The organism is Mesorhizobium sp. LNHC232B00 (assembly GCF_000502435.1).
GTDB classification, from domain to species: Bacteria; Pseudomonadota; Alphaproteobacteria; order Rhizobiales; family Rhizobiaceae; genus Mesorhizobium; species Mesorhizobium opportunistum.
This window is the reverse complement of record NZ_AYWP01000035.1, coordinates 1-26,975: the sequence shown is the minus strand read 5'-3', so window position 1 is coordinate 26,975 and position 26,975 is coordinate 1. Positions and strand designations below refer to the sequence as shown.

The following is a 26,975-nucleotide window of genomic DNA, read 5'->3' as shown; positions in this document are numbered from 1 at the left end:
ACTGTCGGGCCTTGAAGGGATTGACGCCACCGCCCTTGCATGGGCAGTAAATGTCCATGTTCAATCTGCTTCTCGTGGTCGTCGGCGGCGGCATCGGCGCCGGCATCCGTCATCTCGCCAATATGGGCGCGCTGCGCCTCGTCGGCCCCAACTATCCCTGGGGGACGATGGCGATCAACATCGTCGGTTCCTTTGCCATGGGTCTGTTCATCGCCATCCTGGCGCGCCGCGGCGGATCGACCGAAGTCAGGCTGTTTGTCGCCACCGGCATCCTTGGCGGCTTCACCACCTTTTCCGCTTTCTCGCTGGATTTCGCGACATTGTGGGAGCGGGGAGCCACTTTGCCTGCGTTTGGATATGCGCTTGCCAGCGTGATTGGCGCCATTATCGCCCTGTTTCTGGGACTTTGGCTCGCAAGAAGCCTGCCTTAGTGCTATTGCCGCGCCGAGAGCAGGGCCGAGCCCTGCCGGGAAATGGATAAGCGAAGAAAATATGGCAGGCGTTGAACAGATCACGGTGGAGGCCGGCGAGGCGGGCATGCGGCTCGATCGCTGGTTCAAGACCCATTTCCCGGGCCTCGGCTTTGGCCATCTGCAGAAGCTGCTGCGCTCCGGACAAATCCGCGTCGATGGCGGTCGGGTCAAGGCGGACAGCCGTGTCGAGCCTGGCCAGGTGGTGCGTGTTCCGCCGCTCGAGGTGGACAAGAAGGGCGAGAGCCCGCTCACCGGCCACTCGATCCGCAACCAGGGCGATGCCGACGTCCTGGCCAAAATGCTGATCCATGAGGATCCGAAGGTTTTCGTCTTCAACAAACCGGCGGGCCTGGCGGTGCAGGGCGGGTCGGGCGTTACCCGCAATGTCGACGACATGCTGGAAGCCTGGCGCAACCAGAAGGGCGAGAAGCCGCGGCTGGTCCACCGGCTCGACCGCGACACGTCGGGCGTGCTGGTCGTTGCCCGCACGAGGCTGGCCGCGATGAAGCTCTCGGAGGCATTCCGCGCCCGCGAGACCAAGAAGACCTACTGGGCGCTGGTCAAGGGCGTGCCTCCCAAGCGCGAGGACAAGATCTCGACCTGGCTGATCAAGGAGCCGACACCCGACGGCGACCGGGTGCGCATCGCCGCGCATGGCGAAAAAGGCGCCGACCATGCCGTATCCTACTACCGCATCATCGAGCAGGCGGCGCAGACGATGACCTGGCTGGAAATGGAGCCCTATACCGGCCGCACCCACCAGTTGCGTGTCCATGCCGCCTATATCGGCTGCCCCATCATCGGCGATCCGAAATATTTCGAGGCCGACACCAATTGGGATTTTCCCGGCGGCATCCAAAATCGCCTGCATCTGCACGCGCGGCGCATCGTTATCCCGCACCCGGACAAGGGCTTCATCGACGTCACCGCGCCGATGCCGCCGCATATGCGCCAGAGCTGGAACCTGATCGGCTTCGACGACGCCAGCGCGGAGGATTGATCGTGGTCACCGACACGCTCGATCGGCGCGACACGGTCGACATGGCCGCCGCCGCGATCATGGTCGGCCTGACTTTTTCCTGGGGACTGAACTACGTCGCCGCCAAGATCTCCTATGCCGGTTACGACCCCGTCTTCCTGTCGATCGCGCGTTCGATCATCGGCGGCTTCTGTGTCTTCCTCTGGTGCCGCTGGCGCGGCATCGCGCTGTTCACGCGCGACGGCACCTTGCTTGCCGGCATCGCGGTGGGCGTGCTTTTCGGCGTGGAATTCCTTTGCCTTTACGTCGGCCTGGAACACACGACCGTTGCCCGCAACACCCTGCTGGTCAACTCCATGCCGTTCTGGATGCTGATCGGCGGCCACTTCCTGCTTGGCGAACAGATCACCTTGCGAAAGTTCCTCGGCCTGCTCTTGGCCTTCGCCGGTCTTGCCGCGGTTTTTTCCGACAAGCTTGGCGGCGGCGGGGACATGCTGTTCGGTGATATTCTGAGCCTGGGTTCCGGCTTCTTCTGGGCCCTGACCAACATCCTCATCAAACGATCGAAACTGGTCGAGGCGAGTGCCGAAAAGCTGCTACTTTACCAACTCGCCGGCGCGGCCATCGTTGGCCTCCTGGTTCTGCCTTTGGCGGGCCCGCCGGTGCGCGATCCCGCGTTGCTGCCGACCTTGGCGCTGCTGTTCCAGGCGATCTACATCGTCGCCTTCACCTACGTGTTGTGGTTCTGGCTGCTGCGCCGCTATCCGGCGTCGGGTCTGTCCAGTTTCACCTTCCTGTCACCGGTGTTCGGTGTTTTGTGCGGCGCAATCATCTTGAACGAGCCGCTGACCATCCGCATCTTCCTGGCACTTGGTCTGATTGCCGCCGGCCTGATCATCGTCAACCGGCCGGCGCGCAAGCTGACACCGGCGTGAGAGAGACCTTCATGCGCGATATCCTCAACGACCTCGAAGCGGGCAAATACCTTTCCGATCCGGACCCGGTGCGCCGTGCCCAAATCCAGATGAAGACACCGCTGCCGAAGCGCTTCTACAAGACCGTCTCGGTTGCGCCGGTGGAAGACGGGTTTGCCGTCCATCTCGACGGCAGGCCGGTGCGCACACCGGGCAAGGCGCTGTTGTCGCTGCCGACCGAAACAGCCGCGGCGCTGGTTGCCGACGAGTTCGCCGCACAGGGCGAGACCATCAATCCGGTGACGATGCCGGTGATGCGCCTGGTCAACACCGCCATCGATGGCGTCGCCAGCGATCCGCAAGCGGTGCTGGAAGACATATTGCGCTTTGCCTCGTCCGACTTGCTTTGTTACCGCGCCGATGCGCCGCAAGGGCTGGTCGAGCGGCAGAACGAGCACTGGGACCCGGTGATCGATTGGGCACGCCGCAGCCTTGGTGCCCGCTTCAACCTTGCCGAAGGCATCATCCATGTCGAGCAGCCGCGCGAGACGATCGCCGTGCTGGGCGCGCATCTTGCTCAGCGCGCCGAGCCGCTGCGGCTTGCCGCCATCCACGTCATGACCTCGCTGACCGGTTCGGCGCTGCTGGCGCTGGCTGTCGATTTTGGCGAGCTCGACGTCGAGGCCGCCTGGGCCGCCGGCCATGTCGATGAGGACTGGCAGATCGAGCAGTGGGGCCAGGATGCGGAGGCGGTGGCCCGCCGCTCGGCGCGCAAGCGCGACATGATGGCCGCCGTCCAACTCCTGGAAGCGCTCAAGGCCTGAGCGTCGCACGGCTTTGCCGCACCGCACCTAATACCAAAGTCATAATCCCATCGTCGCTCTGCCGCCGGGGGGCGCTTTCTGTCATTTTTTCCGTGATGGCTGTCGTTGAGTCCGCGTTCGGAGGAGAACGCCGACGATTAAAACGCAGCGTCGAGGACAAGGGTCTCACGGGAGGAAAACGCAATGGCATTGGCATCGACCGCCGGCGGAACGAGCCGCGGCATGACGCGGGAAGAGAAGAAGGTCATCTTCGCTTCCTCGCTCGGCACCGTCTTCGAATGGTACGATTTCTATCTCTACGGCTCGTTGGCGGCCTTCATCGGCTCGACCTTTTTCGCTCCGACGATCCCTGAGGCGACACGCAACATCTTCGCGCTGCTGGCCTTTGCCGCCGGCTTCCTGGTGCGTCCGTTCGGCGCCCTTTTGTTCGGTCGTATCGGCGACCTCGTCGGCCGCAAATATACGTTCCTAGTCACCATGACGATCATGGGCCTGTCCACCTTCCTGGTCGGCCTGCTCCCCGGTTATGCAACCTTGGGCATCGCCGCTCCGGTGATCCTGATCATGCTTCGCATGCTGCAGGGCCTGGCGCTCGGCGGCGAATATGGTGGCGCGGCGACCTATGTCGCCGAGCACGCGCCCGACGACCGCCGGGGTTTCTATACGTCATGGATCCAGACGACGGCGACGCTCGGCCTGTTCCTGTCGCTGATCGTCATCCTGATCGTTCAGGGCTCGTTGAGCAAGGAAAGCTACGCCGCCTGGGGCTGGCGCATTCCGTTCATCGTTTCCTTCCTGCTGCTCGCCGTCTCGATCTGGATCCGGCTGTCGCTTTCTGAGTCGCCGACCTTCCAGAAGATGAAGGACGAGGGCAAAGGCTCCAAGGCGCCGCTCTCCGAGGCTTTCGGTCAGTGGAAGAACGCCAAGATCGCGCTGCTGGCGCTGCTTGGCCTCACCGCCGGCCAGGCCGTCGTCTGGTACAACGGCCAGTTCTACGCACTGTTCTTCCTGCAGAACGTGCTGAAGGTCGATGCGCAGTCGGTCAACATCATGATCGCGATTGCGCTGGCCATCGGCTCGATCTTCTTCGTCGTGTTCGGCTGGCTGTCCGACAAGATCGGTCGCAAGCCGATCATCATGGCTGGCCTTGCGCTGGCCATTGTCTGCACCTTCCCGCTGTTCAAGGCGTTGACCTGGGCCGCCAATCCGGCGCTCGCCAAGGCACAGCAGAGCACGCGGGCAACGGTGACGGCAGCGCCCGGCGACTGCAGGTTCCAGTTCAATCCGGTCGGCACCGCCAAGTTCACGACGTCCTGCGACATCGCGACTTCGTTCCTGACCAAGAACTCGGTTCCCTACGACGTCGTCTCGACGGCCGCGGCCGGAACAGCCGCGTCGGTCAAGATCGGCAACGAGACGGTGGAGTCCTACGACGCCGTCGCCGCCGGCGACCAGGCCAAGGCCAAGGACGCCGCCTTCGTCAAGGCCGTCAACATGTCCCTGCAGGACAGCGGTTATCCGCTGAAGCGCGCGGCAATCAAGGTTGCCGACCAGAAACTCGACGCCTTCATCGCCGCCAACCCTGAACTGAAGCTCGATGCCGCCGCCATCCGTGGCGGCGAAAAGACAGCGGTGCCGACCGAGCAGGCGGTCAAGGACAAGATCCTGACCACCGATGAGGCAGCAGGCGCGCCCGAAGTCACTGTCTATAATATACCGGGTGGCGGTCCCTTCGCCATGTTCGCGGATCCGGCAGCCGTCAACTGGCCGATGACAATCGGCATCCTGTTCATCCTGGTGCTGTTCGTGACCATGGTCTACGGCCCCATCGCGGCGATCCTGGTCGAGATGTTCCCGACCCGTATCCGCTATACCGGCATGTCGCTGCCCTACCACATCGGCAATGGCTGGTTCGGTGGCCTGCTGCCGGCAACCGTGTTCGCCCTCAGTGCCTACAAGGGCGACATCTACTACGGCCTTTGGTACCCGGTGGTGATCGCGGCGATCACGCTGGTCATCGGCATGATCTTCGTCAAGGACACGCTCGGAACCGATCTCCACACCAAGCAGTAGCCGATCGGATCCGCTTGCCAACAAAAAGCCCGGCGTGAGCGATCACGCCGGGCTTTTTCGTGTCCGAGACCTGAAGAGTTTGGCTCAGCTCTTCCGCTGGTTTTCTTCCTCGACGGCCGCTTCGTGATACCAGCCGTCAAAATCGGCGTGCGTGTTGCGCAGCGAGGCAAGCTCTGCCGCGAACTTGGCCTTTGCGCCTAAATTTGAGGCAGATTTGCGGGCTGCCAGAGGGAACATCAGGATCTTTGCCGACGGACGGGAGATGGTGACTTCCATAAGCGGCCTCCTTTCTTTCGCGGGAGCTTTTCGATTCAGCTTTATTGCAAGATAGGTTGTGCGATTCATTTAGGCAATATGCCTACGAAAAGATCATATTTTGCATACTATTTGTGCATTTTGCATTGTTGATCGATCTCGATCCATCGATGAGGCGGCTCAACAAATTCAACCGTGTATCGCCGCCATTTTGCCGCACCCGCCGGCGCCCGAATGGCACACGAATTGCATTTTAGTGATCCGGCAGGGCCGGCTGCTGACGGCAGACGCGTGTCGACGCCGTTCAGTGTTCGGTGATCAAGCAACGAGAGGCTAGAATGACGAAATACAAGCTCGAGTACATTTGGCTCGATGGTTACACCCCGGTCCCCAACCTTCGCGGCAAGACGCAGGTCAAGGAATTCGCCGAATTCCCGACGCTCGACCAGCTGCCGCTGTGGGGTTTCGATGGTTCCTCGACCATGCAGGCCGAAGGCCACAGCTCCGATTGCGTGCTGAAGCCGGTCGCGGTTTATCCGGACCCGACCCGCACCAACGGCGTGCTGGTCATGTGCGAAGTCATGATGCCTGACGGTGTGACACCGCACGCCTCCAACAAGCGCGCCACCATTCTCGACGACGAGGGTGCCTGGTTCGGCTTCGAGCAGGAGTATTTCTTCTACAAGGACGGTCGTCCGCTCGGCTTCCCGGAGACCGGTTATCCTGCCCCGCAGGGCCCGTACTACACCGGCGTCGGCTACAAGAACGTCGGCGATGTCGCACGCCAGATCGTCGAGGAGCATCTCGACCTTTGCCTGGCGGCCGGCATCAACCATGAAGGCATCAACGCCGAAGTGGCCAAGGGCCAGTGGGAATTCCAGATCTTCGGCAAGGGCTCCAAGAAGGCCGCCGACCAGATGTGGATCGCCCGCTATCTGCTTCTGCGCCTGACCGAAAAATACCGCATCGACATCGAATTCCACTGCAAGCCGCTTGGCGACACCGACTGGAACGGCTCGGGCATGCATGCCAACTTCTCGACCGCCTACATGCGTGAAGTCGGCGGCAAGGCGTATTTCGAATCGCTGATGGCGCAGTTCGACAAGAACCTGATGGACCACATCGCCGTCTACGGCCCGGACAACGACAAGCGTCTGACCGGCAAGCACGAGACCGCGCCATGGAACAAGTTCAGCTACGGCATCGCCGATCGCGGTGCGTCGATCCGCGTGCCGCACTCCTTCGTCAAGAATGACTACAAGGGTTACCTTGAAGACCGCCGTCCGAATTCGCAGGGCGACCCCTACCAGATCGCTTCGCAGATCCTGAAGACGATCTCGCAGGTTGCGACCGACGCGTCGGTTTCGGCCGCCGCCTGATTGTTTTCGCGGCGTGGATCGCAAGATCTTCGCCGCACCAGAACTCGATGACGAAAAAGGCCCTGGCGAAAAACGCGAGGGCCTTTTTCGTAGTGCTTGCGGGCGAGGCACGTCCGCCTTGGTCAGCCGGCGACAGCTCCACGTGCCTTCAGCGCGGCGACAACCTTCGCATGCGGCAAAGCGGGGCTGCGGTTGCCGTCGCGGCCGATCATGTCGCTGTTGGCGATGAGGGCGTTGAGCACGGCCGCCTTCGGGCGCCAGAGCCCGATCGCGACGCTGCTGATCATGGCCGTGGCGGCGATCTATTACGTCCTGGTGCTCGCCAGGCGAACGGACTGGAACCTGCACGGCCCAGACGAACTTGCTGGATAGATGTCGAACTTGCTGGATAGATGTCGAACTTGCCGGATAAGTGACGACTTGCCGGATAGGCGTCGCCCTCCGACGTTCTGTCCTTGCGAGAACTCCGGCCTTCTGAACTGACCCCCGAAGGTTGTGTCCAACTTTTGAGGGCAGTTCATTTCGCCGGGGTTCTTTTTGCCGTGCTGGCCCGGCGGGGTGAATTCCCCCAAAAAAAGTCAGGTTGAAAAGGACCGGGCAATTTCCTGTCACGGAGAGGCTTTTGGCAGGCGCCTTTTGCCGTCACGAAATGTCCAGCGTTTCCGAGTTCGTTGAAAAAGCCCGGAAAACAGCCAGTTTCAGCTCGTCCGTAGACCAATGATCCCCTATATAAGCCACTGTTCATACAACGAAAACGGCGATTTATGCCTCGGGCTGGCGGCGTTGACAGATCACGCCGCGGCATGCGTATTCGAACCTTGGGTTACGCCAAAGCGATGCTGTTCGAACGGGGCGGGGTTTCTTGAACGACGGCATTGGCGGGGGCGCCGGACGAGCGGGCATTGCAGCCTGAGGCAGTGTGCCGCTCGCTCCTGGCGATTTTTCCGCGCGGAAAACCATCTGCCGCTCACCGCAAATGGGCCGCGATGGCCCAGTGTTCCGACCGTGACCGACGTTGCCTGCCGGCGGCAAATCCAGCTGACAAACGATCCCCGTGAACCAAAAGCGGTTGGCCGCTGTCGCATCGCTGGTCACGCAAACCATCCGCGGACATCTGGTGGCAGCAAAAAGCCCTTGAAGGCGGAAATCCTTCAAGGGCTTTGCAGGATTATGCGAACGAGATTTAGACCGAGTAGTACATGTCGTATTCGACCGGATGCGGGGTCATTTCGAAGCGCATCACCTCGGCCATTTTCAGCTCGATGTAGCTGTCGATCTGGTCGTCATCGAAGACGCCGCCGGCCTTCAGGAAGCCGCGGTCCTTGTCGAGGCTCTGCAGGGCTTCACGCAGCGATCCGCAGACGGTCGGGATCTTCTTCAGTTCCTTCGGCGGCAGGTCGTAGAGATCCTTGTCCATCGGCTGGCCGGGATGGATCTTGTTCTTGATGCCGTCGAGACCGGCCATCAGCATGGCGGCGAAAGCGAGGTAGGGGTTCGCGCCCGGATCGGGGAAGCGGACCTCGACGCGCTTGGACTTCGGCGACGAGCCGAACGGGATGCGGCATGACGCCGAGCGGTTGCGCGCCGAATAGGCGAGCAACACCGGCGCTTCGTAGCCCGGCACCAGACGCTTGTAGGAATTGGTCAGCGGGTTGGTGAAGGCATTGATCGCCTTGGCGTGCTTGATGATGCCGCCAATGTAGAACAGGCAGCTTTCCGAAAGACCGGCGTACTCGTTGCCGGCGAAGGTCGGCTTGCCGCCCTTCCAGATCGACTGGTGGACGTGCATGCCCGAGCCATTGTCGCCGAAGATCGGCTTCGGCATGAAGGTGGCCGTCTTGCCGTAGGCGTTGGCGACCTGGTGCACGACATATTTGTAGATCAGCATCTTGTCGGCGTTGCGGACCAGCGTGTCGAACTTGATGCCGAGTTCGTGCTGGGCAGCCGCGACCTCGTGGTGGTGCTTCTCGACGCGCACGCCCATTTCGGCGAGCACGGTCAGCATTTCCGAGCGCATGTCCTGCGCGCTGTCGATCGGCGGCACCGGGAAATAGCCGCCCTTGATGCGCGGGCGGTGGCCAAGGTTGCCGGTCTCGTAGTCGGTGTCGTCGTTCGACGGCAGTTCGGTGGAATCGAGCTTGAAGCCTGTGTTGTAGGGGTCGGCCTTGTACTTGACGTCGTCGAACACGAAGAACTCGGCTTCCGGGCCGACATAGATGGTGTCGCCGATGCCTTCCGACTTCATGTAGGCCTCGGCCTTCTTGGCCGTGCCGCGCGGATCGCGATTGTAGGATTCGCCCGAGACCGGATCGAGGATGTCGCACAGGATGACCATGGTCGACTGCGCGAAGAACGGATCCATGTGGACCGTGTCCGCATCGGGCATCAGCACCATGTCGGACTCGTTGATGGCTTTCCAGCCGGCGATCGAGGAGCCGTCGAACATCACGCCATCGGCGAACATGTCTTCCTCGACCTCGATGACATCCATCGTCACGTGTTGCAGCTTGCCCTTCGGGTCGGTGAAGCGCAGGTCAACGAATTTCACGTCGTTGTCCTTGATCTGCTTCATGATGTCTTTGGCTGTCGTCATGTCATGTATCCCTGTTTGATGACGTTTTTTGATGATGACGTTTTTTGATGGTGACGTTTGGGGAGGGTGGTCGCGTCAGACGGCGTCCATGCCGGTTTCGCCGGTGCGGATGCGCACGACTTCCTCGATGTTGGAGACGAAGATCTTGCCGTCGCCGATACGGCCTGTCTGGGCCGCCTTGCGGATAGCCTCGATCGCGCCTTCGACGGCGTCGTCGCCGAGCACGACCTCGATCTTCACCTTGGGCAGGAAGTCGACGACATATTCGGCGCCGCGGTAGAGTTCGGTGTGGCCTTTCTGGCGTCCGAAGCCCTTGGCCTCGGTCACGGTGATGCCTTGCAGTCCGGCCTCCTGAAGCGCTTCCTTCACTTCGTCCAGCTTGAATGGCTTGATGATCGCTTCGATCTTTTTCATGTAAAAAGTGGCCTCCACTGCCAAAAAAACGGGTTGTGAGCCCCCGCTTGCGCCTCCATCAAGCACGAACTGTGCCAATCCGAGGGATTCGAAGCGGTCTCATGCGATTTCGAAGCCGCACCGCGCCGGGATGCAAATTCGCGTCATTCGCTGTACCGGATGCGGCACCGGCTTCCGGAACCTACACAGTGCCATCCGTCGTCGCAGCACAATAATTAGGCATGTCGCCCATCGCGTGGGCAATTTTTGCCTGTGATGCCTCTCATCCGAACAGTATCGCTGCCCTCGCGCCACCTCCTCCTTGTTTGCTTCGGATCGAAAAGTGGACAATGCTTGATCGAATGCGGATCGGCAATCCATGAGCGATGAACTTCTTACTCCCGCCGAAATGGCCGAAGCGGACCGGCTGACGATCGCCGCCGGCCCAGCCGACGGCATCGGCCTGATGCGTCGTGCCGGCGAGGCCGTCGCGGCCGAGGTTTTCAAGCGCCATCCGGCAGCGGTGCACGTCCACGTGCTGTGCGGTCCAGGCAACAATGGCGGCGATGGCTATGTCGTCGCTCGCATCCTGACCGGCAGCGGCGTCGCCACGACGATCTGGGCATCCGGCGCACCGAGGCCGAGAAGCGACGCGGCACTCGCAGCCGCGGAGTGTCCGATCGCACCCCAGCCGTTGTCCAGCTTCAAAGCCGAGCCCGGCTCGATCGTGGTCGACGCGCTGTACGGGGCAGGGCTGTCCAAGCCGCTGTCCGGCGATGACGCCAGGGCGATCGATATCGCCACCGACATGCATTTGCCCGTTGTCGCCGTCGACCTGCCATCGGGCGTGTCCGGCGACAGCGGCAAGGTGCTCGGCAAGGCATTTGCCGCCGAGATCACCGTGACCTTCGCGCGCAGGAAGCCCGGCCATCTGCTCCTGCCTGGCCGGGAGCGATGTGGCGAGGTCGTGCTTGCGGATATCGGCATTGGCGACGATATCATCGTACGGCTCCGGCCCCGGACGTTCGAGAACACACCGGCGCTTTGGTTGCGTGGTTTTCCGGTGCCGGCCGTCGATGCGCATAAATACAGGCGCGGCCATGTCGGCGTCTTCTCCGGCGGCCCAAGCGCCACCGGCGCGGCGCGGCTGTCGGCGCTGGCCGCTGCGAGGAGCGGGGCGGGGGCTGTGACCGTGCTGTCGCCGGGCAATGCCATGCAGGTTAATGCTGCCCATCTGACCTCGATCATGCTTCGCAAGGCCGATGACGTCGTGGACATCGAAGAATTTGTCGGCGAACGCCGGCCGTCGGCCTTTGTCCTCGGGCCCGGCTTTGGCGTCGGTCAGAAAACGCGGACCTTCGGGCTCGCGCTCCTTGCCTCCGGCCAATTGCAGGATGCTTCCGCACAGGTCGATGGTCTTGTCTTTGACGCGGATGCGATCACCTCCTTTCACGACGCGCCGGATGTCTTGTTCGAAGCCGCACGCCGGCAAAATGCTCCGGCCTTGGTGATGACGCCGCATGACGGGGAGTTCGCCAGGCTGTTTCCGGACATCGCCGGCGACAAGGCAACGTCCAAGCTCGACAAGGCGCGCGCGGCAGCCGCCAATGCCAATGCGGTCATCATCTACAAGGGTGCCGACACGGTGATCGCAGCGCCCGATGGCAGGGCGGCGATCAATGCCAACGGCGCCGCCTGGCTTGCCACCGCGGGGTCTGGCGACGTGCTGTCGGGCATATCAGCCGGTCTGCTGGCACAGGGCATGCCGGCGTTCGAGGCGGCCTGCGCGGCGGTGTGGATTCATGCCGAGGCCGGCAGCCGCTTCGGGCCGGGGCTGATTGCCGAGGATCTGCCGCAGGCGATGGTGCCGGTGCTGCGCGAACTGGTCAAAGCACGCCAGAAGGCGCCCATCAGATGAACCGTTCCGCGCTCGCCGTTGCGGCCATCGCGCTATTCGCCGCAAGGCGTGCGCGCCACAGGTCCTTGACGGTTTGCGGCGGTTGAATTTTCGGGTGCCGCTGGTTCACCGCTGGAGATAGTCCGCCATCTTAGCAGTCCATGTAGCGTCGAATTCCGCAATATGCTGGTCGGCTGCGCTTGAAGTTACCTGCGTCGAGAGGGCGGTTACCGCTATTGGGTCCAGGTCAGGTGGCTCCGAGTAGCCAAGCGCCGCCAGTCTTTGCGCCCATGAAGGGTGGGTGGACTTTTCATCATCCGGACTTTTCCATGCCTTGCGAGCACAGGCATTCAGGCAAGCGGGTTCCCGCAACTGCCCAGCCGCCTCCAAGAGGCGATCGAGTGGCGGTCGCGGGGGACGCAGTGCTCCCCTCAACTCATGCTGCAAAGGATCATAGACCGCTTCTTTGAAATGCACGTCTGCCGCGGCGACAAGCAAAAGCGCTCGAGCGGCCTGCTCGGCATCTCCGGAGGACGCTGCATGCCGATCCGCCTTGATCTCGGCTTCGCGCGAAAGCCGGATTTCTTCCCGTTCGAACGATCCCGATAGCCAGCCGATCGCGGCGTGGAGTAGGCTGCCTGTAATCGTGGTGCCCGGAGGAGCATACTCGAAGACGAATCCAAAACCGTTCTCGAATTCTGCGAGATTAAGACCACCATTGGTGTCCTTGTTGCGGACATGCGCATCCTCATGGGCGAGGATCGCGGTAAGGGTTGTTTCATCGGTCACGGCAAGCAGAGGGATCCCGACGGTCAGAAACAGCCGGTTACCGAGCAGGCCGAGAAGCGTGCGCTCTTCCCTAACTGAAGCGTTAAGGTTGTTCTCCAACGAGATGACGGTGCGCGCCGCACGACGCGGTCCGGCAACGGTTCGCCAAAGCGCCCACAGGCCAGGCGCCTCTGCTTCGCTGACGCCTTTAGTCTTGCTGCGCCGGAAGCCGGCAAACAACGTGCCGAACAGGAATGCCAATGCAGTGGTCGCGATTGGCATAGCAACAAATCCACTGGTGATGAGCCAGATCGGATGGCTGTCGAGCAGGGACATCCAGGCGCAAAAGATGATGGCGGCAGGGACAATGTAAAACAGGACGGCGAACCTGCCAAACCGTCGCCCGGCGGCGATGATCATTCGCGACATGGGAGTCATAAGGGTATGTTATCGTGCTTCTTCCAAGGGTTTTGCATGTCCTTGTTGCGGAGCATCCGGAGTGCCCGCGCAATGCGGCGGCGGGTCGAGTGCGGCATGATCACCTCGTCGACATAGCCGCGCTCGGCGGCGACGAAAGGTGACAGGAAACGATCCTCGTAAGCCTTTGTATGGGCAGCAATCTTTTCCGCGTCGCCGATGTCCTTGCGGTAGATGATCTCGACCGCGCCCCTGGCACCCATGACCGCGATCTGCGCCGTCGGCCAGGCATAATTCATGTCGCCGCGCAGATGTTTCGAGGCCATCACGTCATAGGCGCCGCCATAGGCTTTGCGGGTGATGACAGTGATTTTCGGTACGGTCGCTTCGGCATAGGCGAACAAGAGCTTGGCGCCATGCTTGATCAGCCCGCCATATTCCTGCGCCGTGCCGGGCAGGAAGCCCGGAACGTCGACGAAGGTGACGATCGGGATCGAAAAACAGTCGCAGAATCGCACGAAACGTGCCGCCTTGCGGCTGGCATCGGAATCCAGAACGCCGGCCAGCACCATCGGCTGGTTGGCGACGAAGCCGACCGTGCGGCCCTCGACGCGGCCGAAGCCGGTGACGATGTTCTTGGCGAAGCTCTGCTGGATCTCGAAGAAGTCGCCCTCGTCGGCGACCTTCAGGATCAGTTCCTTGATGTCGTAGGGTTTGTTGGCGTTATCGGGAATCAGTCGGTCGAGTGACAAATCGTGGTCGGTGACCGACTGGTAGCATTCGATCTCGGGGAGTTCCGATGTGTTGGAAGCCGGCAAGAGGTCGACCAGCCGACGCATCTGCAGGAGCGCCTCGACGTCGTTGTCATAGGCGCCGTCGGCGATCGAGGATTTCGTCGTGTGGACCGAGGCGCCGCCGAGGCTCTCGGCGGTCACCGTCTCGTTGGTGACGGTCTTCACCACGTCCGGCCCCGTGACGAACATGTAGGAGGTGTCGCGCACCATAAAGATGAAGTCGGTCATGGCAGGCGAGTAGACGTCGCCGCCGGCGCACGGACCCATGATGACGGAAATCTGCGGAATGACGCCGGAAGCCAGCACGTTGCGCTGGAAGATCTCGGCATAGCCGCCAAGGGCCGCCACGCCTTCCTGGATGCGCGCGCCGCCGGCGTCGTAAAGGCCGATGATCGGCGCGCGGTTGCGCAGTGCCATCTCCTGCACCTTGATGACCTTCTCGGCATGGGCTTCCGACAGCGAGCCGCCGAACACCGTGAAGTCCTTGGCGAAGAGATAGACCGGGCGGCCGTTGACCGTGCCCCAGCCGGTGACGACGCCGTCGCCGGCGATCTTGGTCTTCTCCATGCCGAAATCGGTCGAGCGGTGCTCGACATACATGTCGAACTCCTCGAACGAACCTTCGTCGAGAAAGACCTCGATGCGTTCGCGCGCGGTGAGCTTGCCCTTCTTGTGCTGCGCATCGATGCGGGCCTGGCCACCGCCCATGCGGGCGATGTCGCGCCGCCGCTCGAGTTCCTTCAGCACGTCCTTCATCGCTTGGTCCCCAAAATGGAAGCTGCATTTGTGGTAATGATGCCCGCCGGGGAGCGCAAGCATAGGCTTTTGGTCAGTTCTTGCTGCATTGCAACATGGCACCCCTTGCATTCCGGGGCGAACTCAGCCATATGCAGCCCATAGGCGCTTGGGCCGGGAGATTCCGGCCTTCTCGACAAATGAGACTGGTTGCGTCTGTTTTCCCTCTTTCCGGTATATCGGCCCTCTTTCCGGTACATCACAAAGCGGCGAAAAAGCCCCGTGGCATGACGCCTGCGGGCACGACAGCGCAGCCGAGTGGACGTTACCGTCCGCCCGCCTTGTCGTTTCACATCGAATTTTTCGACGGCAGGTTGCGCCCTGCCGCCATTGACGTTTGCGGCCAGAGGCCGCGTGAAAGAAGATTATTTTGACCAACGAAAACACATTGTCCGGTAAGGACACTGGGCCCGACACTGCGGAACTCTCTGGTTTCGCAGCGCTGGGAATTACGGGTGCGCTGCTCAAGGCCACCCACAATGCCGGCTTCACCGAACCGAAGCCGATCCAGATGCAGGCGATCCCGCCGCAGCTGGAAGGCCGCGATATATTCGGCATCGCCCAGACCGGCTCCGGCAAGACCGCTGCCTTTGCGCTGCCGATCCTGTCCAAGATCATCGCGCTCGGCACCAAGCGGCGCGCCAAGACGACCCGGGCGCTGATCCTTGCGCCGACCCGCGAACTCGCGGTTCAGATCGAGGACACCATCAAGATCCTCGCCAAGGGCGCGCATGTCTCGACGGCACTCGTGCTGGGCGGCGTCTCGCGTTTCAGCCAGGTGAAGAAGGTTGCGCCCGGCGTCGACATCCTGATCGCCACACCCGGCCGGTTGACCGACCTGGTGCGCGAGGGCGACCTCATCCTCTCCGACACCAAATGGCTGGTGCTCGACGAGGGCGACCGCATGCTCGACATGGGCTTCATCAACGACGTCAAGCGCATCGCCAAGGCGACCGCGCCTGACCGCCAGACGGCGCTGTTTTCGGCCACCATGCCGGACGAGATCGCCGAACTGGCCAAGGGCCTGCTGAAGAACCCTGTGCGTATCGAAGTCTCGCCGCAAAGCACCGCGGCCGCCGAGATCGTGCAGGGCGTCGTCTTTGCCCGCACCAAGCAGAAGCGCCAGGTGCTGTCGACGATGCTCGCCGACGCGGCGATGAAGTCCGTCATCATCTTTTCGCGCACCAAGCATGGCGCCGACCGGGTGACCAAGGATCTCGAGCGCGATGGCTTCAAGGCCGCCGTCATCCATGGCAACAAGTCGCAGAATGCCCGTCAGAAGGCACTGAACGATTTTCGCGATGGATCGGTGCGCATCCTCGTTGCGACCGACATCGCGGCGCGCGGCATCGATGTTCCCGGCATCAGCCATGTCGTGAATTTCGACCTGCCGGACGAGGCTGAAAGCTACGTCCACCGCATCGGCCGCACCGGCCGCAACGGCATGGACGGCATCGCCATCACGCTCTGCGATCCTTCGGAAAACAGCAAGCTGCGCCAGGTCGAGCGCATCATCCGCACCAAGCTGCCTATCGTTGCCGACCATCTCGGCAGCCCCGATCCGCAGCGCAATCCTGCTGAAAAGAACGAGCGCTTCGAGCCCGCCAATGACCGCAACGACCGCAATGGCCGTCGCGACGGCAGGCGTCCAGGCGGCGAGAACAAGGGCAACGGCTTCGGCAAGAAGCGCTTCGGCGACAAGCCGGCCTTCGCCGGTGAACGCAAGCCGGAAGGCGCCAAGCCCTTCAAGGGCAACAACAAGCGCCGCTTCGGCGGCAAGCGTCCGGCGGCGCGGGCTGCCTAAGCAGGCCGCCTCGCGTCAGCCGAACCTTTGCATGGTCGGCTGACCAATCTGCGACAAAAAGGCGACCGCGGTGATCCCGCGGTCGCCTTTTGTGTCTGGACAATCAGCTTACTTGACCACCGCTTCGAGCCAGACGGCNACCGCGGTGATCCCGCGGTCGCCTTTTGTGTCTGGACAATCAGCTTACTTGACCACCGCTTCGAGCCAGACGGCGATCCTTTGCGCGAGGAAGGCCGTGGTCGACGGCGACAGCGCATCGCCGGCGATGACATGGTTGTCCGAATCGCCGGTGTCGTCGACCGGCACGAATTCGTGCGGCGCGCCCCATCGCCCGGCAATTTCGCGGGTGCGGTCGGGCCGCACCACCTTGTCCGAGTCCGAAAAGATGAACAGCGCCGGGATGGTCGCTTTCTCCACCGGTGCGCCAAAGGCAAGTTCCGTCAGCGCCTGCATCGGCAGCGTTGCGGCGATCGGATATTTGGTGGTCCAGAATCTCTGGTGCAGGGTGTTGCGCGGGGCGAAGCTGCGTTCCTTGCCCGCGACGAGTTCGGCGATCTGTTTGCCCCATGGCAGGGTAAGCATCTCGGCGCCGGATGCTTTCACGCCAAAATTGGGCGAGATGAATGCAATGGCCGCGACCCCGTCTGATGCTCCCGGCTGCGTTGCCGCCCACACCGCCAGCGAGCCGCCCGTCGAGGTTGCGATGACGACCACCTTGTCGCCGATCGCCCGGCCGATGGCGAGCGCCTCCTCATAGTCGTTGATCCAGGCATTGACGCTGCCTTGCGTCATCGCCGCGCCGTCCTGCCCGTGACCGGTGAGGCGGGTGTAGAACAGGTTGGCGTCGAGCTGATCGGCCACATCGTCGGGCAGGGGGCGAACCTCGCCCTTCGATGCGGAGAAGCCGTGGATGTAGACGATCGACAGCGGCGTCTTGGCATGCACCATCGGGTTGGCCCAGACGATCTCTTTCTCCAGCCCATCGCGTATGCCCGGTATGGCTGCTTCTGTCCTGGCGACATAGGCTTGCGGATCGTCACCGACGACGGAAGGATCGAAGCGGATCGTGGTGTCGATGGGAACGCGTGGGCCAAGGAGGAAGATTAGTGGGAGCAGCACCACCAAACTCAGCAGAACCAGCAACACGCGCCGCCCCATTCCCAAACTCCGCACCAGAATGGTCCGCAAATTATGGTGACGGCAAGCAACACGCAACGTGTGCCGGTATGGCGAATCCAAAAATCACGTGAGTTAGAGGCGCCATTGCTCCAACATAGGAGACTGGTGCCTCTCCAATCGTCACGATCTTTCTCGAATATCAAGGAACGACGCCCTAACTGACAGGGCTTGTTTTTTAGTGAAGAAGGTTCATTGATGCACCCGAGAGTGGGAGGGGACCAAGATGAATGCTTCAAGGTTGAGGGAAATTCTAGAGAAGGCGATGAACCTGGATCGAGAGTTCAAGGTTCAGACCTTACTCTCTAGTGTCAACACAGCACTTAAGAACTTGATTTCATCACCGTCTGATTCAGGTTATCAGCAAACATTGGCGGACACCCTAGCTTCGCTCGGCCTGGCATTGAGCACGGTCGTCGATTCACTTCAGCCAGCAGAAATCGATCGACTTCGCGAGATTGGTGTTGACCGCTTCTTTTCACCGGAGATGAGGAACGAAATAGACGTATGGCTTGCGGAAAACCCGGCCACGCCTACGGTAGCTCAAACAAAATTGGCCCAGCTTATTACTGCACGGGATGAATTTCTGACGCAGGCTGAGCAGACAGTCGCAAATTTTACGGCGCTTAAGATAGAAGTCCAGGACATCAAGCCGGGTGAAGCTGAGATCGGTTTTCTCTTACCTCGGAATCTTTTCAAAAACGAGTTTGATAAATTTATCAAAGAACTTGCGGTCATCAATCGAGTCATCCGAGCTTTTTCAGAAGCGGAAACTGGTTCGGCCGAAACAATCGATCTCCGGCAACTTTCTTCCTCAGATCCTACGATTTTCCTTGGGTTGAGCGTGGCGACAATCGTCGCCATAGGGAAGACGATCAGCTGGGCACTGGACACTTGGAAAAAAGTTGAGGATATCCGCAAAATTCGAAACGAAACAGCGAAGATTACAAGTCTTCAAGGCAGTGGATTCGAAGCCATGCTTGATGATTCTATCAAGAAGTTGGCAGCAAAGTCTGTCGAAGAGCGAGTTGAAGAATTACTTGCGACGGCCACTGGAGACCAAGGCAGAAAGAACGAGCAGCGAACGGACCTGACTTGGGCAGTCGAATCGATTCTTGCTCGTGTTGAGCGAGGAATGACCGTTGAGATACGAATGTTGCCACCAGTGGCTCACGAGGGTCAGGAGCCTTCAGAGGATGTGAAAGCTCAGTATCGGGACCTGCATACAATCTCTTCGACCCTGAGCTTCCCAGCGCCAGCTGGTTCGCCTGTTCTTGATTTGCCCCCGCCTTCTCCCAAGGAGGTGGGAAAGGCAACTACGGGACGATCTTCGCGCAGTGGGCCGCCCGCCGCTGAATCTTCCACCTGACTGCCGGATAAGCCATCTTTTGACGTCTATGCCCAGGGGGCATGTGGTCGTACTCCAGCCTAGTTCGGCGGCGGCTTGCGCTCGTAATGCAGCGGCCGCGCCTTCCAGCTGGTCGTCAGGCTGATCACCCACCGGGTGATCGGCCTCGGCAGCAGGGCGAGAAATTTCAGCGGCCAGCTCGTCCGATACGGGAAGGTAACTTCGAAGCCACCGGATTTGATGCCCCGTACCATGCGGCGCGTCGCGCGGTTGACAGGCATCAGGCCCGGCATCGGCAGCATGTTCTTCTCGGTCAGCGGCGTGTCGACGAAGCCCGGATTGATGACCTGGACGCGAATGTTCATCTTGTCGAAATCATATTTCAGCGACTCGGCCAGGATGTTGATCGCCGCCTTGGTGCCGCCATAGGCGGCCGTGGTCGGCCAGCCGAAATAGGCGGTGACGGAGCCGACCAGCACGACATGGCCGCGCGCCCTGATCCGCATGTAGTCGAGCACCGGCACCAGCCCATTGATGATGCCGAAATAGTTGACCTCGAAGGAACGGCGAAAGTCGCGGACGACGAGCGCCTCTCCGGGCGTGGAGATGTAGTTTCCGGCATTGAAGATGGCGAGCACGATGGGGCCGAGTTCCTTCTCGATCGCGGCAACCGTTCTTGCCATGCGCGGCTCATCGGTGACATCGCAAGGAAAGGCGGTGACGCTGCCGGGCATCTGCGCGGTCTCGACGATGAGCGTGTCGATCGGATCGTCGTCGAGCGCCGTCACCGCGACGGCATAGCCCTGGGACGCCAGATCCCTGGCCAGCGAACGGCCTATGCCGCTGCTGCCGCCGGTGACCCAGGCGACGCCGTGTTTCGGATCGGCCCGATAGAGTGTCATGCTGCGCCCTGTCGAGTTGTTGCCGTCTTGCTCTAGCGGCGAAGAAATCGAATGGAAAGAGTGCTTTTCGACGTCGGATGTAAATGAACTGTGCGATACCGATCCAGACTTGAGGGCATCCATGCACAACAGTGCTGGAAATGCGACTGGACCAGGCGAATTCTTGCCTTGAAACCGAGGCTTGGGGTTTCTAGGGTTTCGGCGCACGCACACAAGGAATCCTGAATGCCCCGTTCTGTGATCGACGCGATCGGCAACACGCCTCTGATCCGCCTCAACAAAGCCTCCGAGGAAACCGGATGCGAGATCCTGGGCAAGGCCGAATTCATGAATCCGGGGCAATCGGTCAAGGATCGCGCCGGCCTGTTCATCATCCGCGATGCCGAACAGCGTGGCTTGCTGAAGCCGGGCGGCGTCATCGTCGAAGGGACGGCAGGCAATACGGGCATCGGCCTGACGCTGGTCGCCAAGGCGCTGGGATACCGCACCGTCATCGTCATTCCCGACACCCAGAGCCAGGAAAAGAAGGACACGATCAGGCTGCTCGGCGCCGAGCTGATCGAGGTCCCGGCCGTGCCCTACAAGAACCCAAACAACTACGTGAAACTGTCGGGACGGCTGGCCGAGCAGATGGCCAGGACCGAGCCGAATGGCGCTATCTGGGCCAACCAGTTCGACAATGTAGCCAATCGCGACGGCCATATCCGCACCACGGCGCAGGAGATCTGGGCGCAGACCGGCGGCAAGGTCGACGGTTTCGTCTCTGCGGTGGGGTCCGGCGGAACGCTGGCGGGTGTCGCGTCCGGGCTGAAGGCCAAAAACAAGGACGTGAAGATCGCGCTCGCCGATCCGCTGGGGGCTGCGCTCTACAGTTTCTATACCAGCGGCGAGCTGAAATCCGAGGGCAGCTCGATCACCGAAGGCATCGGGCAGGGGCGCATCACCGCCAATCTCGACGGGTTCACGCCGGACTTCTCGTTCCAGATCAAGGACGAGGACGCGCTGCCGATCGTCTTCGACCTGATCCAGGAGGAAGGCCTGTGCGTCGGCGGCTCGACCGGCATCAACATTGCCGGCGCGATGCGGCTGGCCAGGGAGCTGGGTCCCGGGCACACCATAGTGACCATTCTTTGCGACTACGGCACGCGCTACCAGTCGAAACTGTTCAACCCGGAATTTTTGCGCGAGAAAAACCTGCCAATACCGGGCTGGATGGAGCTGCAGAGCAAGATTTCGGTGCCGTTCGAAAAGGTCGCATGATGGCGTACAGGACGGAAGCGCTGTTTCGCGACGACGCCTACCTGAAGACGGCGGATGCCACGGTGGTTGCCGTCAACGATCGTGGCGGCGCCATTCTCGACCGCACCATCTTCTATGCCACCTCGGGCGGCCAGCCGGGAGACTCCGGTGCATTGGAGCGCGCCGACGGCAGCCGCATCGAAATTGCCGCCACCATCACCGGCGAGACCAAGGAAGAGATCATCCATGTGCCGGCACCTGAACAGGCGGCCTTGGCGGTCGGCGAGAAGGTGAAACTCGCCATCGACTGGGAGCGGCGGCATCTCCTGATGCGCATGCACGCGGCCTGCCATCTGCTGACCGTCGTTTGCCCGTTCCCGATCACGGGCGCTTCCGTTTCCGAGGACGACAGCCGTGTCGATTTCGACATTCCGGACGCCAGCTTCACCAGGGAAGAGGTGACCGCTGGCTTGATGGATCTGGTGCGCGCCGATCACCCGATCTTCACCAGGCTGATCAGCGACGAGGAACTGGCCGCCAATCCGGGCCTGGTGAAGTCCAAGAACGTCAGGCCGCCGGTGGGCACCGGCAAGATCCGCCTGGTCTGCATCGGCGAAAATGCTTCCGTGGACAGCCAGCCCTGCGGCGGCACGCATGTGAAGAGCACCGGCGAAGTCGGCGAAATCCACATCGGCAAGATCGAGAAGAAGGGCCGTGAAAACCGGCGCTTCCGCATCCGCTTCGGCCCGATGCCGGCGAACTGAACAGACAAGCACCGCCAAAAAAGGGGGCGGCAGGAGAAAAAATGGCCGAAGACAGTCCTTTCACCGTCGATGCGGATTGGCTGCAGGGGCGCCTGGGCCAGCCGGGCCTCACGGTCATAGACGCATCCTGGTACCTGCCGGCGCAAAAACGCGACGCCCGTGCCGAATATGACGCGGCCCACATTCCCGGCGCTCGTTTCCTGGACCAGGATGCGGTTTCGGATCCCGACGCCGCCTTGCCGCATACATTGCCGTCGCCGCAGCATTTTGCGCAATATGTCGGTTCGATGGGGGTTTCGGCCGATGACACCATCGTCGTCTACGACGGTCCAGGTTTCTTCTCGGCACCCCGGGCATGGTGGATGTTCCGCATCATGGGCGTCTTCCAGACCTATATTCTGGATGGCGGCTTCGACGGCTGGAAGGCCGCCGGCCGGCCGGTAACGGCCGAGCCGACGAAGATCGCGCCAAGCGTGTTCCATGCCGATTTCGACGCCGGTCGCGTCGCCAGCCTCGCCGACATGCGCCGGATCGTCGAGACCGGCGCCAGCCAGGTTGCCGATGCCCGTGGACCCGGCCGCTTTACCGGCGCCGAACCCGAGCCCCGTATGGGTATCCGCTCCGGCCACATGCCGGGCGCGCGCAACGTGCCGTACTCCGCCCTGTCGGAAAAGGGCGTGCTGTTGCCGAAGGATCATTTGCGCCAGGTGATCGAGCAGGCCGGCATTGACCTGTCGAAGCCCGTCGTCACATCTTGCGGCTCCGGTGTCACCGCCGCGGTGGTCACCCTGGCGCTGGAGACGCTTGGCCACACCGACAACAGGCTTTATGACGGCTCATGGACCGAGTGGGGCGGGCTCTCCGACACGCCTGTCGTGACCGGCCCCGCGACGACCGGCCCCGCGAAGGCTGGCCCCAAGGCTGGCAAGGAATGAACGCGATGGAAAACGGCGTGCTGCAGGACATCGAAGTCACGGTGACTTTCCTCGAAATGCACGCGCCTCCCGCCGCCTCGCCGCCGGTGCCCTACAACCGCCAGGTCGCGCTGCTGAAGACCAAGAATATCCCCTTGCATTTTTACCGCTACCTGATGGACCGGGTGGGGCGCAAATGGCATTGGGTGAACGTTCTCAGGCTGAACGACGACGAACTCTCGGCCGGAATCCACCGCGAGGATCGCGACATCAGGGTGCTCTATCTCGACGGTGCGCCGGCAGGCTTCTTCGATCTCAAGCCGCATTTGCCCGAGGAAGTCGAGCTCGCCTATTTCGGCATGATGGAACACGCGACCGGACTGGGCATCGGCCGCTGGTTCCTGGGTGCCGCGATTTCTGCTGCGTGGTCTTACGGGCCAAAGCGGGTAGTCGTGCAGACCTGCACGCTCGATCATCCGGCGGCCCTGCCGCTCTACCAGAAGCTTGGTTTCACGGCGGTCGCGCAGAAAAAGGAAACCGTGCACCCGCTGCCTTTCGCCGAGCGCTCGGCAAGCGTCATGCGGCCATGACCCCAGCCGGAACCTGAACCTTTCGTTCATCGCCGATTCAGCCTGCCTTTGGCATTGTGCCCGCATCGCCAATGCGGCCGAGGCCGAAGGAGAAACATATGCTGACCCGCCGTACACTCGCCGTCGCGCTGATCGCAGCGATTGCCATGCCGAGCCTTGCCGCCGGGCAAGCGACAACACCTTCGGCCGCGACAATCGAACGGAAGCTGGAGGCGGCACCCCGCATGAAGCTGCGGCCAAACGAGCGCGTCACCATCCGCGAATTCAAGCGCCGGCCGGATCTGCGCCGCATGGCGCGCTCGATCGATATCCAGTCGATCAATTTCGCCTTCGGCTCGGCGGCCATTTCCAGTTCGCAATATGACAAGATCGAGACCATCGCCGATGCACTGAAGCGCATCCTACGCCGCGACCGCGGTGCCCGCGTGCTGATCGAGGGGCATACCGACGCCGTCGGCTCCTTCCAGTCGAACCAGGTCCTGTCCGAACAGCGCGCTGCCTCGCTGAAACGCACGCTGGTGCGGGAATTCGGCGTACCCGGTCATGCATTGGAGACTGTCGGTTACGGCGAGGAGTTCTTGCTGGTGCCGACGCAGAGTGAAAACTGGCAAAACCGCAGGGTGACGCTGCGCCGCTTTGACGATTTCATCCGGTGATTGGGTCCGGCTTGCTCTTTGGCTAGCCGGGTTACTTATTGGCTCGGCGATGCCGGCTAATTGTCGCAGCTTGCGGGGACTGATCGCTCGCATCGGATCGGTCCTTCGATCTTTGCATGAAACGGGTGGGAACCACTGGCCCGAGCCGCTAATTTCCGGTCGACAACACCGGAGATTTCACCATGGCCATCCAGTTCAAAGCTCTACCGACCGAAGACGTCAGACCCCTGCAGCGCGGCGGACCCGACGCCTACGGTCACACGCCCGAGCGGCGGATTTCCGACGGCGACGGCATGCCTTGCCGGCATTGCCTGAAGAACATCGCAGCCGGCGATACCTATCTCGTCCTGGCCTATCGGCCATTCCCGAACCTTCAACCCTATGCCGAAACGGGGCCGATCTTCCTGCATGCCGACGAATGCGAGCGCGCCGGCGAGGCGGGAACGCTTCCCGAGATTCTCGGGAGCCCGGACTATATCGTGCGTGGCTATGGCAGGAACGACCGCATCGTCTACGGCAGCGGCGGCGTCATCGCGACCGACGCGATCACCGCACGGGCCGAGACCTTGTTCGAGCGCGACGACATTGCCTACGTGCATGTCCGCTCGGCACGCAACAATTGCTATCAGTGCCGCATCGAGCGGGCCTGAGAGGTTCCGGCAGGAAATCCTGTCGTACTCCCGTCGTACAGTTAAGCTATAAAGCGATTGTCGATCGATTGGCCGACCGCGGATGAACCGGCGGCTATCTCGATATCGAGGAAGCGGGGCTTTGGCTCCGCTTTTTTGTTGCCCACACTTTCCCCCCTGTTTGCCGCACAACAAAAAAGCCCGTCGGCCAGGCCGACGGGCTTCGACTGTTTGCCTGGAGGGGCTTCTTAGTTGAACTTGTACTTCGCGCCGAGGCGAACGGTGTGGAAAGAAGACGTGGAGGTGATGGAGTCGTCAGCCAACCCCAGCTCCGACGAGAAATCCTTCTTGGCGAACTGCGAATAGCGGTATTCCAAACCGATTGTCATGTTGCTCGATACAGCCGTTTCCAGACCGCCACCAACCGAGAAACCGCTGGAGCCCCAGTCGAGGATATCGCCGACCGGGTCGGAAGCATTCAGGTCGAAATGCTGCCAGCTGTAGCCAGCCAATGCGTAGGCGAGCGTCGATTCGTTCATCTTCATGCCGACACGGCCAAGCACATCGAAGCCGTAGTCGGTATCGGCATTGATCGATCCGACGCCGAGATCCAGCTTCGACGTCATGCCGGAGTAGCGAGCATCGACCATGACGCCTGCGACCCAACTGCCGAAGTCCTGGTCGTAACCAACGTTCAATTCGCCAAACGCGCCTTCGCCGCCGAGGCCATTGAACTTGGCGCCGCCCAAGGGTGGGATTTCGATCTGGTGCACGGATGCACCCGCGCCCAACGCGCCACCGATATAGAAACCGGTCCAGTTATACGCAGGGGTTTCAAAGGCAGCACCACCGCCATTTTGGGCGCCAAAACGGTAGTTGGCTGCAATCTGGAACGTATGCCGCGACGTATCGAGGTTGAGAAGGCCATCCGGCGCGCCGATAAGGCCCGCTTCTGAAAGGAGATCCCCCTTGGTGCCGAAGCGCGTATAGCGGTACTCGGTCTTGATCGTCCAGTTGCTGTTGATGGCCGTTTCAATGCCGCCGCCGACAAAGTAGCCGCTCTGGTCCCAGTCGAACCCAAAGCCGGCATTCGAATCGAGCTTGTACTTCTGCCAGGAATAGCCACCGAGCACGTAGCCCAGTGTATTCGGGGTAAACAGATAGCCTACGCGCAGGCCAGCATCGAAACCGTATGTCTCCTGGATCGAGGCGTCGAAACCGGCGGCATCGATCTTGGTTTTGATATCGCCCACGTGGACGTCCAGCAGTCCACCGAGCAGGAAGCGGGGCGAAACCATGTAGTCATAGCCAGCGGTAAGTTCGCCGTAAACGCCTTCGCCGCCGATGCCATTCAGCGAGATCGGAATAAAGTCGCTGCCAAGTTTGTGAACGTTGGCGCCGGCGCCAACACCGAAGCCGACATACAGCCCACTCCAGTTGAAACCGGACGCTTCGACCGGCTGAACCACATCAGCCGCATGCGCGGCCGACATCAAAGCCAACACGGAAACAGCACCGAGAAAAATAGATTTCGCAGAAACGCGAACAGTCATTGCCCAAACCCCTAATCAATAAGCCCGCAATCTTCCTAGCAGGGTGTCGGGCGCATGAGGAATGACAAATATGCAACAGTTGTAGGCAAACTCACACTTCCAACTGACCCCGATCTGCCCAGTAATCAAGTTTAGCGACCTGGATCGACCAATAAAAAGCCCGCCGGAGGGAACCGGCGGGCAACAATAGCAAGTTGACTTTTTTTGGGTGTATCAGGCGGCCAGAACGGCTTTCGGCTCGACCAGCTCGTAGCCGAGTGCCTCCGCGACCGCGCGGTTGGTGATCTTGCCCTTGTGGACATTGAGGCCGTTGCGCAGGTGATGGTCGTCGATGACAGCCTTCAGGCCCTTGTCTGCAAGCTGCAGGCCGTAGTGGAGCGTCGCGTTGTTGAGCGCATGGGCCGAGGTGACCGGCACCGCGCCCGGCATGTTGGCGACGCAATAGTGGATGACGCCGTCGACTTCATATGTGGGCTCGGCGTGGGTCGTCGCATGCGAGGTCTCGAAGCAGCCGCCCTGGTCGATGGCGACGTCGACCAGCACCGAGCCCTTCTTCATGCCCGACAGCATCTCGCGGGTGACGAGCTTCGGCGCGGCGGCACCGGGGATCAGCACGGCGCCGACGACGATATCGGCCGAGAAGCATTCCTCCTCGAGCGCCTCGACCGTCGAGTAGCGGGTATGGACGCGGCCGGTAAAAAGATCGTCGAGCTGGCGCAGGCGAGGGATCGAGCGGTCGATGATGGTGACATCGGCGCCAAGGCCAACCGCCATGCGAGCGGCATGCAGGCCGACGACGCCGCCGCCGAGCACGGTGACCTTGCCGGGCAGCACGCCGGGCACGCC

Annotated in this window: 25 protein-coding genes; 16 read left to right on the top strand and 9 right to left on the bottom strand. The window is 61.5% G+C overall.

Going from position 1 to position 26,975, the window contains the following annotated elements; all coding sequences use genetic code 11:
- Positions 1 to 56: 56 nt before the first annotated feature.
- The 5 genes from crcB (at position 57) to X743_RS141970 (ending at position 5,263) form a co-directional block, all read left to right on the top strand.
- Entirely contained in the window at positions 57 to 431 is a 375-nt protein-coding gene (gene crcB / locus X743_RS141950) for a fluoride efflux transporter CrcB (protein ID WP_013895684.1), read from the top strand.
- Positions 432 to 492: 61 nt separating this feature from the next.
- The gene (locus X743_RS141955) at positions 493 to 1,473 is read left to right on the top strand and encodes an RluA family pseudouridine synthase (RefSeq protein WP_013895683.1); all 981 of its coding nucleotides are present in this window, start codon (positions 493 to 495) and stop codon (positions 1,471 to 1,473) included.
- Positions 1,474 to 1,514: 41 nt separating this feature from the next.
- The gene (locus tag X743_RS141960; RefSeq protein ID WP_051508625.1) at positions 1,515 to 2,387 is read left to right on the top strand and encodes a DMT family transporter; all 873 of its coding nucleotides are present in this window, start codon (positions 1,515 to 1,517) and stop codon (positions 2,385 to 2,387) included.
- Between the two features lie 11 nt (positions 2,388 to 2,398).
- Positions 2,399 to 3,190 carry an ATP12 family chaperone protein gene (locus X743_RS141965; RefSeq protein WP_023768591.1) on the top strand — a complete coding sequence of 264 codons (792 nt, stop codon included), beginning with the start codon at positions 2,399 to 2,401 and terminating at the stop codon, positions 3,188 to 3,190.
- Positions 3,191 to 3,373: 183 nt separating this feature from the next.
- Complete coding sequence (locus X743_RS141970) at positions 3,374 to 5,263, top strand: MFS transporter (protein ID WP_023768590.1); 1,890 nt, start codon at positions 3,374 to 3,376, stop codon at positions 5,261 to 5,263.
- 84 nt (positions 5,264 to 5,347) lie between these two features.
- On the opposite strand, the gene X743_RS141975 is transcribed toward X743_RS141970, so the two are convergent.
- A complete protein-coding gene (locus tag X743_RS141975; RefSeq protein ID WP_023768589.1) occupies positions 5,348 to 5,539 on the bottom strand; it encodes a DUF2735 domain-containing protein in 192 nt (63 codons plus the stop codon).
- A gap of 317 nt (positions 5,540 to 5,856) precedes the next feature.
- On the opposite strand from X743_RS141975, the gene X743_RS141980 reads away from it, so the two are divergent.
- Both X743_RS141980 and X743_RS1000000173005 read left to right on the top strand, forming a co-directional pair.
- Positions 5,857 to 6,897 carry a glutamine synthetase beta-grasp domain-containing protein gene (locus X743_RS141980; protein ID WP_013895678.1) on the top strand — a complete coding sequence of 347 codons (1,041 nt, stop codon included), beginning with the start codon at positions 5,857 to 5,859 and terminating at the stop codon, positions 6,895 to 6,897.
- A 234-nt stretch (positions 6,898 to 7,131) separates the two neighbouring features.
- On the top strand, positions 7,132 to 7,269 hold the full coding sequence (locus tag X743_RS1000000173005) for a hypothetical protein (protein WP_198028502.1): 138 nt from the start codon (positions 7,132 to 7,134) through the stop codon (positions 7,267 to 7,269).
- An 811-nt stretch (positions 7,270 to 8,080) separates the two neighbouring features.
- Here the strand turns inward: X743_RS1000000173005 and glnA are convergent.
- Together glnA and X743_RS141990 are read right to left on the bottom strand one after the other, a co-directional pair.
- Positions 8,081 to 9,490 carry a type I glutamate--ammonia ligase gene (glnA, locus tag X743_RS141985; RefSeq protein ID WP_023768587.1) on the bottom strand — a complete coding sequence of 470 codons (1,410 nt, stop codon included), beginning with the start codon at positions 9,488 to 9,490 and terminating at the stop codon, positions 8,081 to 8,083.
- Positions 9,491 to 9,565: 75 nt separating this feature from the next.
- Positions 9,566 to 9,904 carry a P-II family nitrogen regulator gene (locus X743_RS141990; protein ID WP_006205430.1) on the bottom strand — a complete coding sequence of 113 codons (339 nt, stop codon included), beginning with the start codon at positions 9,902 to 9,904 and terminating at the stop codon, positions 9,566 to 9,568.
- 358 nt (positions 9,905 to 10,262) lie between these two features.
- On the opposite strand from X743_RS141990, the gene X743_RS141995 reads away from it, so the two are divergent.
- Positions 10,263 to 11,801 carry a bifunctional ADP-dependent NAD(P)H-hydrate dehydratase/NAD(P)H-hydrate epimerase gene (locus tag X743_RS141995; protein ID WP_023768586.1) on the top strand — a complete coding sequence of 513 codons (1,539 nt, stop codon included), beginning with the start codon at positions 10,263 to 10,265 and terminating at the stop codon, positions 11,799 to 11,801.
- Between the two features lie 105 nt (positions 11,802 to 11,906).
- Here the strand turns inward: X743_RS141995 and X743_RS142000 are convergent, their stop codons facing one another.
- Positions 11,907 to 12,968 (bottom strand): M48 family metallopeptidase, encoded by a 1,062-nt coding sequence (locus tag X743_RS142000; RefSeq protein WP_023776136.1) that lies wholly within the window; start codon positions 12,966 to 12,968, stop codon positions 11,907 to 11,909.
- A gap of 14 nt (positions 12,969 to 12,982) precedes the next feature.
- A complete protein-coding gene (locus tag X743_RS142005; RefSeq protein ID WP_023768584.1) occupies positions 12,983 to 14,515 on the bottom strand; it encodes an acyl-CoA carboxylase subunit beta in 1,533 nt (510 codons plus the stop codon).
- Positions 14,516 to 14,924: 409 nt separating this feature from the next.
- On the opposite strand from X743_RS142005, the gene X743_RS142010 reads away from it, so the two are divergent.
- Positions 14,925 to 16,358 carry a DEAD/DEAH box helicase gene (locus X743_RS142010; RefSeq protein ID WP_023768583.1) on the top strand — a complete coding sequence of 478 codons (1,434 nt, stop codon included), beginning with the start codon at positions 14,925 to 14,927 and terminating at the stop codon, positions 16,356 to 16,358.
- 183 nt (positions 16,359 to 16,541) lie between these two features.
- Here the strand turns inward: X743_RS142010 and X743_RS142015 are convergent, their stop codons facing one another.
- On the bottom strand, positions 16,542 to 17,516 hold the full coding sequence (locus X743_RS142015; protein WP_023768582.1) for an alpha/beta fold hydrolase: 975 nt from the start codon (positions 17,514 to 17,516) through the stop codon (positions 16,542 to 16,544).
- A 244-nt stretch (positions 17,517 to 17,760) separates the two neighbouring features.
- Between X743_RS142015 and X743_RS142020 the strand changes: the two genes are divergently transcribed.
- Complete coding sequence (locus X743_RS142020) at positions 17,761 to 18,903, top strand: hypothetical protein (protein WP_023768581.1); 1,143 nt, start codon at positions 17,761 to 17,763, stop codon at positions 18,901 to 18,903.
- Between the two features lie 59 nt (positions 18,904 to 18,962).
- Here X743_RS142020 and X743_RS142025 read toward each other — a convergent pair whose 3' ends face one another.
- Positions 18,963 to 19,784, bottom strand: coding sequence for an SDR family oxidoreductase (locus X743_RS142025; protein WP_023768580.1), 822 nt, complete (start codon positions 19,782 to 19,784; stop codon positions 18,963 to 18,965).
- 225 nt (positions 19,785 to 20,009) lie between these two features.
- Here X743_RS142025 and X743_RS142030 point away from each other — a divergent pair, with 225 nt between their 5' ends.
- The 6 genes from X743_RS142030 (at position 20,010) to X743_RS142055 (ending at position 24,597) form a co-directional block, all read left to right on the top strand.
- A complete protein-coding gene (locus tag X743_RS142030; RefSeq protein ID WP_023768579.1) occupies positions 20,010 to 21,044 on the top strand; it encodes a cysteine synthase A in 1,035 nt (344 codons plus the stop codon).
- Complete coding sequence (locus X743_RS142035; protein ID WP_023768578.1) at positions 21,044 to 21,787, top strand: alanyl-tRNA editing protein; 744 nt, start codon at positions 21,044 to 21,046, stop codon at positions 21,785 to 21,787. The genes X743_RS142030 and X743_RS142035 overlap by 1 nt, the downstream gene beginning before the upstream one ends.
- A 41-nt stretch (positions 21,788 to 21,828) precedes the next feature.
- On the top strand, positions 21,829 to 22,722 hold the full coding sequence (gene sseA, locus X743_RS142040) for a 3-mercaptopyruvate sulfurtransferase (protein WP_023768577.1): 894 nt from the start codon (positions 21,829 to 21,831) through the stop codon (positions 22,720 to 22,722).
- Positions 22,723 to 22,727: 5 nt separating this feature from the next.
- Complete coding sequence (locus X743_RS142045; RefSeq protein ID WP_023768576.1) at positions 22,728 to 23,291, top strand: GNAT family N-acetyltransferase; 564 nt, start codon at positions 22,728 to 22,730, stop codon at positions 23,289 to 23,291.
- Positions 23,292 to 23,389: 98 nt separating this feature from the next.
- The gene (locus X743_RS142050) at positions 23,390 to 23,947 is read left to right on the top strand and encodes an OmpA family protein (RefSeq protein WP_023768575.1); all 558 of its coding nucleotides are present in this window, start codon (positions 23,390 to 23,392) and stop codon (positions 23,945 to 23,947) included.
- Positions 23,948 to 24,129: 182 nt separating this feature from the next.
- Positions 24,130 to 24,597 (top strand): DUF1203 domain-containing protein, encoded by a 468-nt coding sequence (locus tag X743_RS142055; protein WP_023768574.1) that lies wholly within the window; start codon positions 24,130 to 24,132, stop codon positions 24,595 to 24,597.
- Positions 24,598 to 24,824: 227 nt separating this feature from the next.
- Here the strand turns inward: X743_RS142055 and X743_RS142060 are convergent, their stop codons facing one another.
- Positions 24,825 to 26,129, bottom strand: a complete 1,305-nt coding sequence (locus X743_RS142060) for an outer membrane beta-barrel protein (RefSeq protein ID WP_031258558.1) — start codon at positions 26,127 to 26,129, stop codon at positions 24,825 to 24,827.
- 213 nt (positions 26,130 to 26,342) lie between these two features.
- Positions 26,343 to 26,975 (bottom strand): NAD-binding protein (locus X743_RS142065; RefSeq protein ID WP_023768571.1); only part of this gene is annotated, 633 nt, incomplete at its 5' end.

What these genes read in the sequence shown, in the direction of transcription:
- glnA (WP_023768587.1), bottom strand. Translation starts at nt 9,490, where the DNA reads ATGACGACAGCCAAAGACATCATGAAGCAGATCAAGGACAACGACGTG.
- X743_RS142015 (WP_023768582.1), bottom strand. Translation starts at nt 17,516, where the DNA reads ATGGGGCGGCGCGTGTTGCTGGTTCTGCTGAGTTTGGTGGTGCTGCTC.
- X743_RS142020 (WP_023768581.1), top strand. Translation starts at nt 17,761, where the DNA reads ATGAATGCTTCAAGGTTGAGGGAAATTCTAGAGAAGGCGATGAACCTG.
- X743_RS142030 (WP_023768579.1), top strand. Translation starts at nt 20,010, where the DNA reads ATGCCCCGTTCTGTGATCGACGCGATCGGCAACACGCCTCTGATCCGC.
- sseA (WP_023768577.1), top strand. Translation starts at nt 21,829, where the DNA reads ATGGCCGAAGACAGTCCTTTCACCGTCGATGCGGATTGGCTGCAGGGG.
- X743_RS142035 (WP_023768578.1), top strand. Translation starts at nt 21,044, where the DNA reads ATGGCGTACAGGACGGAAGCGCTGTTTCGCGACGACGCCTACCTGAAG.
- X743_RS142060 (WP_031258558.1), bottom strand. Translation starts at nt 26,129, where the DNA reads ATGACTGTTCGCGTTTCTGCGAAATCTATTTTTCTCGGTGCTGTTTCC.
- X743_RS142050 (WP_023768575.1), top strand. Translation starts at nt 23,390, where the DNA reads ATGCTGACCCGCCGTACACTCGCCGTCGCGCTGATCGCAGCGATTGCC.
- X743_RS141990 (WP_006205430.1), bottom strand. Translation starts at nt 9,904, where the DNA reads ATGAAAAAGATCGAAGCGATCATCAAGCCATTCAAGCTGGACGAAGTG.
- X743_RS141960 (WP_051508625.1), top strand. Translation starts at nt 1,515, where the DNA reads ATGGCCGCCGCCGCGATCATGGTCGGCCTGACTTTTTCCTGGGGACTG.
- X743_RS141995 (WP_023768586.1), top strand. Translation starts at nt 10,263, where the DNA reads ATGAGCGATGAACTTCTTACTCCCGCCGAAATGGCCGAAGCGGACCGG.
- crcB (WP_013895684.1), top strand. Translation starts at nt 57, where the DNA reads ATGTTCAATCTGCTTCTCGTGGTCGTCGGCGGCGGCATCGGCGCCGGC.
- X743_RS141975 (WP_023768589.1), bottom strand. Translation starts at nt 5,539, where the DNA reads ATGGAAGTCACCATCTCCCGTCCGTCGGCAAAGATCCTGATGTTCCCT.
- X743_RS141965 (WP_023768591.1), top strand. Translation starts at nt 2,399, where the DNA reads ATGCGCGATATCCTCAACGACCTCGAAGCGGGCAAATACCTTTCCGAT.
- X743_RS142025 (WP_023768580.1), bottom strand. Translation starts at nt 19,784, where the DNA reads ATGACACTCTATCGGGCCGATCCGAAACACGGCGTCGCCTGGGTCACC.
- X743_RS141970 (WP_023768590.1), top strand. Translation starts at nt 3,374, where the DNA reads ATGGCATTGGCATCGACCGCCGGCGGAACGAGCCGCGGCATGACGCGG.
- X743_RS142000 (WP_023776136.1), bottom strand. Translation starts at nt 12,968, where the DNA reads ATGATCATCGCCGCCGGGCGACGGTTTGGCAGGTTCGCCGTCCTGTTT.
- X743_RS141980 (WP_013895678.1), top strand. Translation starts at nt 5,857, where the DNA reads ATGACGAAATACAAGCTCGAGTACATTTGGCTCGATGGTTACACCCCG.
- X743_RS141955 (WP_013895683.1), top strand. Translation starts at nt 493, where the DNA reads ATGGCAGGCGTTGAACAGATCACGGTGGAGGCCGGCGAGGCGGGCATG.
- X743_RS142005 (WP_023768584.1), bottom strand. Translation starts at nt 14,515, where the DNA reads ATGAAGGACGTGCTGAAGGAACTCGAGCGGCGGCGCGACATCGCCCGC.
- X743_RS142055 (WP_023768574.1), top strand. Translation starts at nt 24,130, where the DNA reads ATGGCCATCCAGTTCAAAGCTCTACCGACCGAAGACGTCAGACCCCTG.
- X743_RS142045 (WP_023768576.1), top strand. Translation starts at nt 22,728, where the DNA reads ATGGAAAACGGCGTGCTGCAGGACATCGAAGTCACGGTGACTTTCCTC.